Source organism: Dorea acetigenes (assembly GCF_025567385.1).
In the GTDB taxonomy this organism is placed as follows: Bacteria; Bacillota; Clostridia; order Lachnospirales; family Lachnospiraceae; genus Claveliimonas; species Claveliimonas acetigenes.
This window is the reverse complement of the sequence record NZ_JAOQJU010000001.1, coordinates 442,195-458,026: the sequence shown is the minus strand read 5'-3', so window position 1 is coordinate 458,026 and position 15,832 is coordinate 442,195. Positions and strand designations below refer to the sequence as shown.

At 45.5% G+C, this 15,832-nt stretch carries 12 protein-coding genes and 1 tRNA gene; all 13 read right to left on the bottom strand.

The window, feature by feature from the left end; genetic code table 11:
• Positions 1-70 precede the first annotated feature (70 nt).
• Positions 71-143, bottom strand: a tRNA-Gly gene (locus OCV99_RS02265).
• Between the two features lie 257 nt (positions 144-400).
• Complete coding sequence (gene aspS, locus OCV99_RS02260) at positions 401-2,191, bottom strand: aspartate--tRNA ligase (RefSeq protein WP_158367724.1); 1,791 nt, start codon at positions 2,189-2,191, stop codon at positions 401-403.
• Positions 2,192-2,237: 46 nt separating this feature from the next.
• Complete coding sequence (hisS, locus tag OCV99_RS02255; RefSeq protein ID WP_158367722.1) at positions 2,238-3,509, bottom strand: histidine--tRNA ligase; 1,272 nt, start codon at positions 3,507-3,509, stop codon at positions 2,238-2,240.
• Positions 3,494-4,993 carry a coproporphyrinogen dehydrogenase HemZ gene (gene hemZ / locus OCV99_RS02250; protein WP_158367720.1) on the bottom strand — a complete coding sequence of 500 codons (1,500 nt, stop codon included), beginning with the start codon at positions 4,991-4,993 and terminating at the stop codon, positions 3,494-3,496. The genes hisS and hemZ overlap by 16 nt, the downstream gene beginning before the upstream one ends.
• A gap of 98 nt (positions 4,994-5,091) precedes the next feature.
• Positions 5,092-5,712 (bottom strand): MBL fold metallo-hydrolase, encoded by a 621-nt coding sequence (locus tag OCV99_RS02245; RefSeq protein WP_158367718.1) that lies wholly within the window; start codon positions 5,710-5,712, stop codon positions 5,092-5,094.
• Positions 5,713-5,726: 14 nt separating this feature from the next.
• A complete protein-coding gene (locus tag OCV99_RS02240) occupies positions 5,727-8,078 on the bottom strand; it encodes a RelA/SpoT family protein (protein ID WP_158367716.1) in 2,352 nt (783 codons plus the stop codon).
• Positions 8,079-8,120: 42 nt separating this feature from the next.
• Positions 8,121-8,645 carry an adenine phosphoribosyltransferase gene (locus tag OCV99_RS02235; protein ID WP_158367713.1) on the bottom strand — a complete coding sequence of 175 codons (525 nt, stop codon included), beginning with the start codon at positions 8,643-8,645 and terminating at the stop codon, positions 8,121-8,123.
• A gap of 351 nt (positions 8,646-8,996) precedes the next feature.
• On the bottom strand, positions 8,997-10,757 hold the full coding sequence (gene recJ, locus OCV99_RS02230) for a single-stranded-DNA-specific exonuclease RecJ (protein ID WP_158367711.1): 1,761 nt from the start codon (positions 10,755-10,757) through the stop codon (positions 8,997-8,999).
• 105 nt (positions 10,758-10,862) lie between these two features.
• Complete coding sequence (secD, locus tag OCV99_RS02225) at positions 10,863-13,013, bottom strand: protein translocase subunit SecD (RefSeq protein WP_158367709.1); 2,151 nt, start codon at positions 13,011-13,013, stop codon at positions 10,863-10,865.
• A gap of 24 nt (positions 13,014-13,037) precedes the next feature.
• Entirely contained in the window at positions 13,038-14,429 is a 1,392-nt protein-coding gene (gene scfB / locus OCV99_RS02220; protein ID WP_158367779.1) for a thioether cross-link-forming SCIFF peptide maturase, read from the bottom strand.
• Positions 14,430-14,567: 138 nt separating this feature from the next.
• Entirely contained in the window at positions 14,568-14,711 is a 144-nt protein-coding gene (scfA, locus tag OCV99_RS02215; protein WP_158367707.1) for a six-cysteine ranthipeptide SCIFF, read from the bottom strand.
• A 73-nt stretch (positions 14,712-14,784) separates the two neighbouring features.
• Positions 14,785-15,159 (bottom strand): TIGR04086 family membrane protein, encoded by a 375-nt coding sequence (locus tag OCV99_RS02210; RefSeq protein ID WP_158367705.1) that lies wholly within the window; start codon positions 15,157-15,159, stop codon positions 14,785-14,787.
• Between the two features lie 99 nt (positions 15,160-15,258).
• Positions 15,259-15,807, bottom strand: coding sequence for a stage V sporulation protein T (gene spoVT, locus OCV99_RS02205; protein WP_158367703.1), 549 nt, complete (start codon positions 15,805-15,807; stop codon positions 15,259-15,261).
• Between the last annotated feature and the right edge of the window lie 25 nt (positions 15,808-15,832).

Genomic DNA, 15,832 nt, shown 5'->3' with positions numbered 1-15,832 from the left:
TATGGGAAAGTAAAAACTTTCCTATATCATAAAAAAGAGACTTCCCGGTGACCGGAAAATCTCTTCCAAGAGCGACAGACGGGGTTCGAACCCGCGACCCCGACCTTGGCAAGGTCGTACTCTACCAACTGAGCCACTGTCGCATTTCTTAACTGTGTTCCTCAGAACAATAATTACTATACTACAGACTCATCGGTTTGTCAACAACTTTTTAAATTTTTTTCACAACAGCTCAGCCATAATCGAAACATCGAGTGAATCATGCTTGCATGAATGAACGAGTTGATTCGATTATGAACTTAGCGCCCGGTAATGAGCAAAAATAGCTGCTTTTGCAGCGGTGAAGCATCGCAGATGCGTTTTGCGAATGGCGCGCGCTGAGCTGTTATCATAGCGCCTGCTACTCTTCTTCCTCTACCACAGCAAGCCCCAGTTCGTCAAGCTGTTTCTGATCCACTCTGGTTGGCGCTTCTGTCATCAGATCGGAAGCGTCTTTTACCTTCGGGAAGGCAATGACGTCACGAATACTGTCCTCTTTTGCCATCAGCATAACCAGACGGTCGAGTCCATATGCCAGTCCGGCATGGGGCGGCACTCCATATTTGAATGCAGTCAGAAGGAAACCAAACTGTTCCTGTGCCTGCTCCGGAGTAAACCCGAGAACCTCGAACATCTTACTCTGAATCTCCGGATTAAAAATACGCACGCTTCCGCCGCCGATCTCATTTCCGTTCAGTGTAATATCATACGCCTTTGCGCGGACACGTCCCGGGTCACTGTCAATATACTGCAGATCCTCTTCCATCGGCATGGTAAACGGATGATGCATTGCCGTAAAACGGTTCTGTTCCTCACTCCACTCAAGAAGCGGAAATTCTGTAATCCAGAGGAACTTATATTCACTCTTATCCAGAAGTTCCATCTGGCGGGCAAGCTCCAGACGCAGCGCACCCAGCACATCCCAGACTACTTTATTTTTATCTGCCGCAAAAAGCAGAAGGTCTCCCTTTTCTCCATCCATGGCTGCAATCAGGGCATCCATCTCTTCGTCCTTCATGAATTTGGCGAAGGAAGATTTTACCGTGCCATCCTCCTGGATTGCAATATAAGCAAGTCCTTTTGCGCCGTAATCCTTTGCAAAAGATACCAATTTGTCAATTTTCTTTCTTGGCATTCCTCCCTGTCCTTTGGCGTTAATGCCACGAACAGTCCCGCCATTTTCAATGGCATTTTTAAATACAACAAACTCGCAGTTCTTCACCGTCTCTGTCACATTCTGAAGCTCCATGCCAAAACGGATATCCGGCTTGTCAGAGCCGTAGCGGTCCATTGCCTCCTGCCAAGTCATTCTCGGGATTGGCAAAGACACTTCCACACCGAGCACTTCTTTAAATAACTTCGCCAACAGTCTTTCATTGACGTCAATTACATCATCCACGTCCACAAAAGAAAGTTCCATATCAATCTGGGTAAATTCCGGCTGCCGGTCTGCACGAAGATCCTCGTCACGGAAACATTTTGCAATCTGGAAATAACGGTCATAACCGGAACACATCAGAAGCTGCTTAAAAAGCTGCGGCGACTGGGGAAGCGCATAAAAATGTCCCTGATGAATCCGGCTGGGCACCAGATAATCTCTGGCTCCTTCCGGCGTGCTTCCTATCAGCACCGGCGTCTCGATTTCAAGAAATCCTTCTTCTGCCAGGAACTGTCTGGTAAGTGTAGCCACTTTACTGCGCATCATCAGATTGCGCTGCAAATCCGGCCTTCTAAGATCCAGATAACGATATTTCAGACGCACTTCTTCCTTCGTCTTGGAATTTTCCTCAATCGGGAAAGGAGGCGTCTCTGATTCGGACAGAATACGTAACTGCTCGGGAATCAACTCTATCTCTCCTGTCGCCAGATTCTCATTGACTGCACCGGAACGTCTCGCAACCGTTCCCACAACAGCAACCACAAATTCTGCCCGAAGCTTCGCCGCTTTCTCAATCAAAGCTGCATCTGCCTTTCCCTCCTCAAATACAACCTGAATGATACCGGAGCGGTCCCTTACATCTACAAAGACCAATCCGCCTTTATTACGATTCTTCTGCACCCATCCCATGATGGTTACTGTTTCATCCACATTTGCTACAGAAAGCTCCCCGCAGCGGTGGGTTCTTTTTAATCCCTGCATTGATTCTGCCATGATATTTCTCTCCTTTATTCTCTTAAGATTTCTCTGATTCTTCTGCCTATAAACGATCTACGGAATCCGCATAGCAATCCACAATTTCCGTATATCCGTCCGCCTCAAGCTGTTCCTTCTGGAACTTCTTATTCTTCTTCATATTGGCAATCATGGTCTGATAACCATTCTCTCTGTCTGCTCTCGCAAGGGAAAGCACCTTTAGCATACCCTCTTTTGGCATTTTCTTTTCAATCAGGTAAGCTTTCTTCCTCCTGCCTCCCGGCACTTCGTAGCCATTTTCCAGAAGCAGCATAACAATCCTTTCAAACCCAATAGAAAATCCACATGCAGGGGTATCCTGCCCGGTAAATTTCCCAATCATCTTATCATAACGGCCGCCTCCCGCTACGGAGCCGCCGAAATCGTCCATCGTAACCTCAAAAATGGTTCCGGTATAGTAAGACTGCCCTCTCACCAGCGTCGGGTCGAACCGGATTCCGAATTCTGCCTCCTTTGCCGCTTCCACGCTGGAAATAATTGTCTCCATGCCATCTGCGGTCTCACTCTTTAAATAGTCGCCCAATTTCTCCTTCAGATAACGGATTCCGGACACGTCCGGTGCCACTTCATCAAACAGCCCCAGGTAGGTGTCTACATTTTCTTTAGCATAGCCCATCTGAATCAGCTCTGCCGCAACGCCGTCCCTGCCAATCTTGTCCATCTTATCCAGAACGATAAATACTTCATCGTAATCTTCTTCTTTAAATCCGCAGTATGCCGCCATCGCTTTCAGAATGTTCCGGTCATTAATACATACGGTAAAATTCTTAAAGTTCAGCTTACCCAGCATCGCCGTGGTAGCCAGAATCAGCTCTATCTCCGCAAGATTCCCAGCCTCGCCCAGAATATCAATATCACACTGCATAAACTGGCGGAACCGCCCTCTCTGAGGTCGGTCTGCACGCCACACGTTACCAATCTGCATCGCCTTGAAAGGAGACGGAAGCTCATTGGCATGGTTTGCATAATATCTGGCAAGGGGAACCGTCAGATCATAACGAAGACCTCCGTCCACCAAATCGGCTTCCTCCTTCGCCTCGTCAATTTTCAGCTTCTCACCACGCTTCAGAATCTTAAAAATCAGCTTTTCATTATCTCCGCCCTGTTTGCTGCAAAGATTTTCAATATGCTCCACACACGGAGTCTCCATGGAAGAGAACCCGTAAGCCTTATAAGTCTCTTTAATCAGGTGAATCACATAATCGCGGATTTCCATTTCCTTTGGAAGCATATCCTTCATCCCTGTGACCGGTTTTTTCTTTAATGCCATAACCATTCTCCTTTTCGCTCTATCATTTCATCAATACGGGAAATGTATGCTCGAATATCCTTTACATTTTCTACCCGCATCAATGTTGTCTTTCTGCCGTTTTTACTGCCCGGGACTATCATCGGCTTATCCAGCACAATCTTTGTGGACGCACCTGCTCCTGCAGCAACAATGGACTGCTTTTCTTCCATAATAAGTATATTGTATATTCCGGCTTTGTCAACCTTTGCATAACCAACATTTTCAAAATTTCCGGCAATATTCTTTTGGCGATACAGATAATAAGGCAAAAGCCTCATCTTCTCCGCTGTCTCATGTGCCGCTTCTATCATGGCAGACAGCTCTTTTGCCATCTCTTCCGGATGCTCTGTTAGTTCTGCCAAATCTTTAATATATCCTGTTTCCGACTTCTCGCGGCCCATCTTCGCTGCACGCTTAATTGCAAGAGAATGCACCGTTAGACTGTCCGGGGACATTTCTCTTATCTGTCTCAAGGTATCTTCCATATCCGCAATCCGTTCTCCCGGAAGTCCTGCAATCAAATCCATATTAATATTGTCAAAGCCTAGTATTCTTGCCATCTCATAGACACGGCAAATATCTCCCACCGTATGTTTTCTTCCAATCAAATCCAGCGTTTTCTGCTGCATGGTCTGAGGATTAATGGAAATCCGGGTAATCCCATGCGCCCTTAATACTCTCAGCTTCTCTTCGGTAATGCTGTCCGGGCGCCCCGCTTCCACGGTATATTCCAACAAATCTCTCCTGGAAAACGTCTCGTCTATGCAGGTAAGCAGCCGCTCTAACTGCTCAGCCGTCAATGTCGTCGGCGTACCTCCGCCAATGTAAATCGTATTCAGCTTCTTCGTTTCTGACTTCTCTCCGACAAATCGAATCTCCTTGCACAATGCATCCAGATAGGACTCCACCCAATCCTTCCATTCCACAATGGAGCCGGAACTGAAAGAACAATAGCTGCACACCGACGGGCAAAAAGGGATTCCCACATAGAGGCTGTACCCATCCCGATAATCCAGCGGACTTAAGATATCCTTCTCCCGAAGAGCAATCTCATATGCCAGCCTCGCCTTTCTCTCACTAACCAGCGAATCCTTCCGGAACCAGGACACGAATTCCTCCGCCCCCATCCCTTCTTCCACCTTCTGCATAGCAATCTTCGTAGGACGCACCCCCGTAAGGATTCCCCAGGAAAGCACCTGCCCCGTATATTCTTTGAACCTGTCATACAGCCAACAGTCCACCGTATATTTACAAAGCTTGCGCACCTCACCATCGCCAAAAGCCCGTAGCCTGCTTCTCATCTCCTGTTCAGGAAGCATAATCTTCTGTCCATCCGGCAATGTGACACAGACTACCATCCCCGACTCCCGGTCTACCTGCTGGCGCACCTCTTCCGCCGGAAAAAACGCCTTCGCAATATGATAAACATTATAGGTATATAATTCATTATTGCAGATAATTTCCATCATAACTTTCCCTAATCTCCGTAAAAAAATCAATTGGGGACACCACTTTAGGCGGTTGGGGACGTAGTAAAGTGACACTTTACTACGTCCCCAATGAAACCTTACACAAACATATTGTAGTTTTTTTCATGTCCAATAGTGGTCTCACCCATATGCCCCGGATACACCAGCACGTCTTCCGGCAGCGTAAAAAGCTTTTCCCGAATTCCTCTCACCAGATCCGAAGTACTACTATTTACAAAATCGGTACGTCCCACAGAATTCTGAAACAGAGTGTCGCCGCTGAACAATACATTTTCTGATTCTACGTAGTAGCAAACACCGCCCGGTGTATGCCCGGGCGTATGGATTACTTTAAAATCATATCCGGCAAAGGAAAGCACTTGTCCGTCTTTTGTATAAACTGCCTTTGAAAATGTGTACCCCGCCGTGTACACACTAGATTGATTCAGGGACGCATCCGTAATCGTCTCTCTATCTCCCTCATGGACATACACCGGCACATCAAATTCTTTCAGGAAATCATCAATTCCCATTATATGATCAAAATGTCCGTGAGTAAGAAGGATTGCCCGAATATCAAGTCCTTCACTCTTTATATGTCCCATCAGATGCTTTGGACATGCCCCCGGATCAATGACAACCGTCTGTTTTGTTTCTTCATTTATCACCAGATAACAGTTCGTACTGATAATTCCCGTCACAAATTTTTCTACTTTCATAATCTCTCCTGTCTCTATCCAACTGTACGTTCAATGTCTATCACGCTTTCCAGCTGACGGAGTTTTTCAATCACACGGCCAAGTTCCTCCCTGCCATGCACGATAAATCCCGTCTCAATCGTAGCCGTTCCTTGTTTCTTGCTGGTACGTATATTCATAGACTTTACATCAATCTTAGCTTCGGTAAATATCTTTGTTATCTCCATCAAAAGTCCCTGCCGGTCTTCTGCGTACATTTTAATTTCAGCAAGGTATTGTCCGCCGGTTTCTTCTGCTACCTCACTTTCCCACTCTGCATCAATCAGCCTTGCCCTTTCCGATTCTGTCAAATGAATCATATTTACGCAGTCTGTACGATGAATGGAGAGTCCTCTTCCGCGCGTGACAAAGCCTACAATCTCATCGCCCGGAACCGGGTTGCAGCATCTGGAGAAACGTACTGCCACATCATCAATTCCTTTTACTACAATACCACTTTTGGATTTGGCAATATGAACTTTGTTCTTCGCAGCCTCCGCCACCTTTTCCAGCACTACTTCATTGGTAATTTCCTTCTTGTGCTCCTTGCCGTATTCTTCCATCAGACGATTGACTACCTGACCTTCTTTCAGGCCGCCGTGTCCAATTGCAGCAAGCACAGAATCCCAATCCTTGAAACCGTATTTTCTCTGTACGACTTCCTGATATTTCGGCTTCATGATGTCACTGAGAACTATGGATTTGGACTTACAGTAGGTGGCAGTCATCTCCTTGCCACGTACAATATTTTCTTCCTTAAATTCCTTCTTAAACCACTGATTAATTTTATTTTTCGCCTGCGTGCTTTTTACAATGTTCAGCCAGTCACGGCTTGGGCCTCTGGAATTCTGGGATGTCAGGATTTCAATCCTGTCTCCGTTCTGGATTTTATAATCAATATTAACAAGTTTTCCGTTCACCCGGGCGCCCACCATCTTATTACCGACCGCACTGTGGATTGCATAGGCAAAATCCACCGGCGTTGAGCCATTTGGCAGGTTCTTCACATCCCCGTTGGGCGTAAAGCAATAGACATCCTCTGCAAACAAATCCAGATCGCCTTTGATCATGCTCAGAAATTCTCTGTTGTCGGACATATCACGCTGCCACTCCAGGATCTGGCGCAGCCAGTTCAGCTTTTCTTCTTCCTGAGCCTCCACACTCTTTTTGCCATCGTTAGATTCCTTATATTTCCAGTGGGCAGCAATACCATATTCCGCGGTTTTATGCATTTCCTGGGTACGGATCTGAACCTCAAAAGGCTGCCCGACGGAGCTCATCAATGTCGTATGAAGAGACTGATACATATTCGCCTTCGGCATGGCAATATAATCCTTAAAACGTCCCGGGATCGGCGTATACATCTCATGAATGACTCCCAGCGCCGCATAACAGTCTTTTACAGAATCCACAATAATCCGGACTGCAAACAGATCGTATATCTGGTCTACCGTTTTATCCTGATTCACCATTTTCTTGTAAATACTGAAGAAATGTTTTACACGCCCGTTTACTTCCGCCTTTATACCGGCATTATGGATATGTGCAGAAACTTCTTCCACAATCTGTGCCACAAATTCTTCCCGCTCCGTTTTTCTTGCATTGATCTGATTTACCAGATCAAAAAACACTTCCGGCTGGGAATATTTCAACGCCAGATCATCAAGCTCTGTCTTAATCTTGGAAATACCGAGCCGCTGTGCAATCGGAGCATAAATGTCCATCGTCTCTTTCGCTTTTTCCTTCTGTTTCTCAGGACGCATAAATTGCAGAGTCCGCATATTGTGAAGCCGGTCTGCCAGCTTAATAATAATCACGCGGATATCTTTCGCCATTGCGAGAAACATCTTTCGCAAATTCTCTGCCTGCACTTCCAGCTTATCAGCAGAATAAGACAATCGTCCCAATTTGGTTACGCCATCGACAAGAAGCGCCACTTCATCGCCAAATTCCTTGCGGATCTCATCTTCCGTCATAATGGTATCCTCCACGACATCGTGAAGGATTCCTGCCGTAATCGTCTCTTTATCCATCTCCAAATCTGCAAGAATAATCGCTACCCACAACGGATGAATGATGTAGGCTTCCCCCGACTTTCGGAACTGTCCTTCATGTGCATTCTTAGCTATGCGATATGCCTTTTCAACCATGGAAACATCGGTGGATGGATGGTATTTACATATGCGTTTAATCAATAAGTCATAAAGCTCATCCGGATTCTGGTAATCCGCAGGTGCCTTCACCGCATGGCCATCCACAATCTCAAGCCCTTCCAACGAATTCTGCGTAATCGATTCCGGAGCAATGCGATTCAACGAATCTGATTCATACGTCGTTACATTTGCCATACAGATCCCCCTTTCTTTTTCATAATCAAAACACCGCTCACCCTATTTGCCCGGATAGCTAATAACGGCATCCACATCATAGCCATCAAGCTTTTCTCTGCCATTCAAACCGGCAAGTTCCATCAGACACACGATCTTTACAACTTCTCCGCCAAGCTCTTCTACCATCTTAACAATAGCTTCCAGCGTCCCTCCTGTTGCCATCAGGTCATCTACAATTACAACCTTTTGTCCCGGTTTCACAGCATCCTTATGCATCTCAACCTCTGCCGTGCCGTACTCAAGATCGTACTTTACCGATATTGTTTCTCTGGGAAGCTTCCCTTTCTTTCTCACTGCCGCCAGTGACTTATGCAAATTGTAAGCCAGGGGCATCGCAAAAATAAATCCTCTTGCCTCCGGTCCTACAATTACATCAAAATCCAAACCGGCAAGCTTCTCTTCCATTAAATCAATAGCAAGATGCAATCCTTCTGCATCCTGTAATATTCCTGTAATGTCTCTGAAAATAATTCCTTTCTCCGGAAAGTCCGGGATACTAACTACGTATTCTTCTATTGGTTTCATCTTGACTTTCATTCCCTTCTATTTGTCTTGCGTTCGTCTTACCGCTCCTCGCGCTCACCTCGCATGCACAGCCTGCTCGGTGTTCGTTGCACTACTCACGCTCGCGCTCGTCTTCGCTCCTCGCGCTCACCTCGCATGCACAGCCTGCTCGGTGTTCGTTGCACTCTTCCGCTCGCGCTCGTCTTCGCTCCTCGCGCTCACCTCGCATGCACAGCCTGCTCGGTGTTCGTTGCACTCACATAGCTTCCTGCCTCCCGCGTCTTGTCTGCAAGCAGACATCCGCGTTCTGCATGAAGCTGCGCTCGTCGCTATGCGCTCATTATATCACCTATATTATGGCATTTCAAACTTTTACTGAAAATGTGTAAGGATTATCTGTGGTGTTTTCCTTCCCATATATTCATTGATTCCGGGATAATAGGTAATTGACATCTTTACTCCCCGGCACTGTCCGGTAAATATTCTCTCTGCCTGTGCCCTCCCGTATTTTCCGGCAATTGCATCAAGCAGGCTCTGTGCTTCTCCAAAATATAGCGCTTCAATCGCTGTACCCGCCTCGTCTTTTACCTGTAATTTCAGCATATTTTTATTTCTGCCGATTCTCTTTGCATATAGGATTTCCACATTTTTTTCTGCAAATACAGGCTTGGGATTTCCTTTGCCAAATGGCTCCAGAAGCTCCAGCTCTTCCACAAACCTTTCGGTTACACAGGAAAAAGGCATCTGCATATCAATGGACACTTTCTCCTGCAAATCTTTTTCACTCAATGTGCAAACCGCATTCACCGCCTGCCGGAATCGCTCTACATTTTCTTTCGGGAGGGATAGCCCAGCCGCCAGCCTGTGTCCTCCATATCTGGTAAACAAATTTTTACATTTACTTAACTCTTCGTACATATGATAAGTATCTATAGACCGTCCCGAGCCTTTCACACCTTCCTCTGCTTCTGTGAGCACATACGTCGGCTTATAATACTTTTCCCGGATTCTTCCTGCCACGATCCCTGCAAGACTCTCATGGCAATCCGGCAAATATATCACCAACACTTTTTCTCTTCCCACAGGTGTTTCTTCCACCTGAATTTCTGCCTGCCTTACAGCCTCTTCCGTCATATCTTTTCGGCTGTCATTCAATGCTTTCAGATCACCCGCAAGAATATCTGCTTCTTTCTTCGTCTTTGCCCGAAGAAGCTCCAACGCCCGCTTCGCCGTATCCAGCCTGCCACTGGCATTCATACAGGGGCCCAGCACAAAACCTATATGATAAGAAGATACTCTGCCTGCCTCTACTCCGGTGCACTCCATCAATGCTTTCAGCCCTTTATTACTGGTTCGGCGCAGCATCTCCAGCCCCTGCTTCACGAAAATGCGGTTCTCTCCAATCAAATCCATTACATCTCCCACCGTGGCAATTGCCACCTCTTCCATCAGATAATCCATATCTTCCGCATCTTTTCCCATAGCTCCATAGAGCGCTTCCACCAGTTTATACGCAACCGCCGCCCCACACAGCCCTTTAAATGGATAACTGCAATCGCCACGCTTCGGATCCACCACCGCATCGGCGGCCGGCAGTAAATAACATCTTTCGCTTTCTCTCTCTTCATAAGGAACTTCATGGTGATCTGTCACGATAATCGTCATGCCGAGACTTTTTCCATATGCAATCTCTTCTGCCGCCGCAATTCCATTATCACAGGTCACAATCGTATCAACCCCTGCTTCAAATGCACGATCAATCAAATGCCTGTTCAGCCCATAACCATCTAAAATCCTGTCCGGAATATCAATATCTACATCTGCACCCAGGTTTTCCAGCCCCTCCAGTAAAATGTAAGTAGCGCACACTCCGTCAATATCATAATCACCAATAATACGAATCTTTTCCTCGGCTTTTATTTTCTCCATAAGAATACTCACAGCCCTGTCCATATCCTGAAGAAGCATTCCATCGTACAAATCAGCAATCGTTCCGTAAAGATAATTCTCTATATTCTCATCGCCAATAATATCCCTGTTCCGAATCAGGCAGGCAAGCCTGGGGCTGATGTGAAATTTTTCACCGATTGCCTTAAAATCCGCACCTTTTCTAAGCAAAACCCATTGTTCCATTCTTTTGTTCCTCTGCCCTCTATAAAAAGCGGACAAGTCCGCCTCGAACTCCCTGCGTTCTATAACATAGGAAAGGGCTGCCATCCGCAGCCCTTTCTCACTGTATTAATTTGCTTTTTTCTTTCCAAGCTTTGTTTTCATTACATACCACAAAGCGCCTGTGATACATACAGAAGAATAAGCACCGCATACAATACCTACCATCAGAGGCAGTGCAAATTCCTTAATGGAACTTACGCCTAATACAAATAATACTGCTACCATAACAAAAGTTGTTAAGGAAGTATAAATACTTCTGGTAAGAGTCTGTGTGATACTCTTATTCACCACTTCAGCCAGATCTGTGTCTTTCGTCTTCAGACGCAGTTCTTCACGGATACGGTCGAAGATAACAATCGTCGCATTGATAGAATAACCTACGATCGTCAGCATACATGCGATAAAGGTATTACCTACGGAAATTCTCGCAACTGCATAAAATGCCATTACTACCAGCACATCATGCAGAAGTGCTGCAACCGCACTGGCCGCGAAACGAATATCCTTAAACCGGAACCAGATATAGATCAGCATAAAGATTGTGGCAACAATTACTGCAATAATCGCATCCTGACGCATCTCGTTGCTTACGGTAGAACTGATATTTTCTGCTGTAATCAGAGAATCATCTACGTCAAAATTCTCTACCAGTGCCTGATTTAAAGCTTCACGGGTATCCAGATCCAGTGTCTTCGTCTTAATGATAACCTGATTAGTATCTGCAACCTTCTGTGTCTGTACATTATGATCGCCTGTTACTTCTTCGACAATCGGGACAATCTCAGAATCAATTTCATCAATCGTATAATCCTCATTAAAGGTTACATTTGTTGATGTACCTCCCTCGAATTCCAGGCTGTAAGCCATAGCGCCTTTTCCGCTTCCCGCATTAATTGCCATAACTGCAATACCGCCAAGAATGACAACTGCAGAAAGGATAAAGCAAATATTCTTCTTTCCAAGGAAATTGATGGACGCCCTTTCCTTTCTGGGCTTATAATACAAACTTTCTTTCTTAAGTCCAACTGCATAAAATGCATATATAATCATTCTGGTAATAACCAGAGCCGTGAACATGGAAACCACAATACCGATTCCCAGAGTCTGTGCAAATCCCTTTACGCTTCCTGTTCCCATAAACCACAGGACAACCGCTGCAATCAGAGTCGTTACATTACCATCCACGATTGCTGACATCGCTTTCTGGAAACCTGTCTTCAGAGAGCTACGTACACTCTTGCCCTTTGACATCTCTTCTCTTACACGGGCGAAAATAATAACATTCGCATCCACCGCCATACCAATACTCAGGATAATACCGGCAAGACCGGGCAGTGTCAGCGTTACATTGAACGCATTCAGAATAATAAATACAATCTCTGTATAAATAATCAACGCAAGTCCTGATGCAAGACCCGGAAGCAGGTATACAGCAATCATGAAAATAATGACAATTGCAAGACCGATAGCGCCCGCTTTTACACTGGTACTAATCGCCTGCTCACCAAGCTGGGCGCCTACCACATTAGAGCGAAGTTCTTCCAGTTCCAGCTTCAATCCGCCGATACGGATAGTAGAAGCAAGATTCTCCGCTTCTTCATAAGTAAAATCGCCCGTAATATAAGCCTGTCCGCCTGTAATCGCCTCATTTACCGTCGGAGCGCTGATAGTCTCGCCATCATAAATGATAGAGATGGATTTGCCTACATTCGCAGTAGTTGCTTCTGCAAACTTCGTGGTTCCCTCATCCGTCAGAGTAAGTTCTACTGTATACTCCGTGTTCTTCATATCATCCTGGCCGGATCTGGCAGTTGCGGTTTCTACATCCGTACCGGTGATAACCGTCTCGCCATCCTCTGTCTGAAATTCCAGAGAACCGGGTTTGCCAAGTTCATCCAGGATCGTATTGGCATCCGTCACACCAGGGATTTCGATACTAATACGGTCATCGCCTTCCTGATAAACACTTGCCTCTGTGCTGTACTGTTCCACACGTTTTTGCAGCTTGTAGATGGTATCACTCATCTCTTCGCTGGTAGGATTGTCGTTCTTAACCTGGTATGTAATACTTACACCACCCGCAAGGTCAAGACCTAACGTAATGTTTTTTGCTGCCCCGGTCTGTGTCGGTCCGAACCCCTGAATGGTTGTGAATCCTAAAAGCACAATCAGGACAGCCGTCACAACCAGGCTCAGTATTCCTTTCTTTTTGTTCATTTTACTTTGTTTCTCCTCTCTCTATTACTCTGCCATTGCAGCCTTCATCATGATGGCACATTCTACCCGCTTACGCTGCATCTCACACCCAATATCATAGGCATCATGAATCGTGCCATGGAAATTGTATGCGTTTGCCATACAGCCTCCGCTGCAGTAAAATCTTGCAAAGCATTTCTTACATTTTTCTTTGGAATACACACTGCACCCCCGGAATTCCTCCGCAATCTCCGGTTTTATGATTCCTTCATCCACATTGCCCATCAGGAACTCTTCTTTTCCTACAAACTGATGGCAAGGATACAAATCCCCCCACGGAGTCACAGCAAGATATTCCGTTCCTGAACCGCATCCTGACAATCTTTTTGCTACACACGGCCCACCTTCTAAGTCTATCATAAAATGGAAGAAATTGAAACCTTTTCCCGCCTTTTCTCTCTCAATCATAATCTTCGCAAGCTTATCATACTCTTCACAAATCTGCGGCAGATCTTCTTCTCTGATAGCATAAGGATCTGTTTCTTCTCCCACCACAGGCTCAATAGACATCTGCTTAAATCCCAGATCTGCAAAATGCAGGATATCATTGGAAAAGTCCAGATTATTCCGGGTAAATGTCCCTCTGATATAATATTTCTCCTGATTCCTGCTGTCCGCAAGTTTCTGGAATTTGGGAACAATCAGATCGTAACTGCCCTTCCCGTTCCGGAAAGGACGCATCTTATCATTTACTTCCTTCCGCCCGTCAAGACTCAGAACCACATTATCCATTTCTTTATTGATAAACTCCTGAATCTCATCATTCAGAAGAACCCCATTTGTAGTGACCGTGAAGCGGAAATGCTTGTCATGGATTTTCTCCTGCTCTCTTCCATATGCAACCAGATCCTTCACAACCTGCCAGTTCATCAACGGCTCTCCGCCAAAAAAATCCACTTCCAGATTATGCCTGTTCCCTGAATTGGCAATCAGAAAATCCAACGCTTTTTTCCCCACTTCATAGCTCATAAGAGCCCTTCTTCCATGGTATTCTCCTTCTTCTGCAAAGCAATACCTGCACGCCAGATTGCAGTCATGGGCAATATGCAGGCAAAGTGCCTTCACAACCGTCTTCCTCTTTTTCACTTCACCAATAAAATCTTCATACACATCCGGTGAAAAAAGCTGTCCCGCCTGTGTAAGCTCCGTCACATCCAAAAGCGCGTCCCTGAGTTCTTCTTCCGTATATTTCACACCCAGAGCTTCCCTTAAATCTTCAAAAACCTCCGGCTTTTTCAAAGAATCTGCAGTATGTCCTTCGTTCTGTCCGTTCAGCCGTTCAATAACATCGTAACAAAGGTCATCCACCACATGTACGGCGCCGCTGCACACATCCAGCACAATATTATAACCGTTATTCCGATACTGATGAATCAATGCCACAACCCCTTTCCTTCCAAAACAATTGCCATACGATGTCCACCTTGACAGGAAAAACATCCCTTATTTAACGTAACAGCAAGAAACAGCGACCTGTAAAGCCGCTGTTTTGAGCATTACTTTTCAATTGCTTAATTATTTCTTCTGTTCACAAGTCTGGTTTCCTACCGTGCAGGAAGTCTTACAGGCTGACTGGCAGGATGTCTGGCATTCTCCGCATCCGCCCTTCTTCATTGTGTTGTTCAATGTCTGTGTATTTAATGTCTTTACATGTTTCATCTTGTACGTCCTCCTAGATACTGTAATCTGCATTGTATTATAACACAAGCCCTTTCTTTTGGAAAGTATTTTTTCATGAAATCATGCCTCCCGTCATTCCTCCTCCCGCGCAGAGGACAAATGCAGTCATCACATTTATTCCATTTCCTTCTAACGTATGGTATACCCCCAGTGTAATCAAAAGCAGCAGGGCAAAATATGCAATACCAAGACCCAGTCCCCACAAAAACCTTCTCACCTTCGCCATTTTCCCCAGCACCAGTCCGCCAATCAAGGTTGAAGCCACATAAATAGCAACAATTCCGGCCGACACTGTTTTCTCATCCAGTTCAAACTTATAAAGAAGCATCGCCAATACCAGCAATAATACCCCCGTTACAATATAAGACACCAACAAAGCCTTTAATACCCACAGAGCTTTTGAATCTCTTCTGAATCTTCTTTCCATATTCCCTCTCCTTGTCCGCCCTTTCATATCTAATGAATATGCAGCATAAAACGGGAATATGATAACAGATTTACAGAAAGGTAATTTCTTCAGTTTCACCTACTGCTCCATCTGTTTCCCCAGAAATCCGGCCGCACTCAAAGCAACCTTCTGTTCTGTCTCTCCAAATTTACGTTTCTCATCCTTCGTCAGAAAAATAACTGCTCCGATTACATCTCCCTCGGAAATAATCGGATAGATAATCTGAAAAGCATAATTTTCCTCCTGGTCATTCACCACTTTAATGTAGTTTTTGTCATCACCGGAAGCAATCCGTTCTCCCCTCTCCTCCAGAATCTTCTCCAGTTGTTTGGTAATATACTTCTCCTGTACTTCCTTCTTACCGCTTCCCGCAGCCGCCACAATCTGATCCATATCGCAGATACACACCAGACACCCCAGCGTCTGCGCAAGACTTTCCGCATATTGTCCGGCAAAAACGGACAGTTCACCGATTGGCGAATATTTTTTTAAGATAATCTCTCCTTCTCTGTCTGTAAATATTTCAAGCGGATCTCCCTCCCTGATTCTCAGGGTTCTTCTTATCTCCTTCGGTATTACCACCCTTCCAAGATCATCTATCCGCCGGACAATTCCTGTAGCTTTCATATAAAATTCCTCCATTTACTGTACT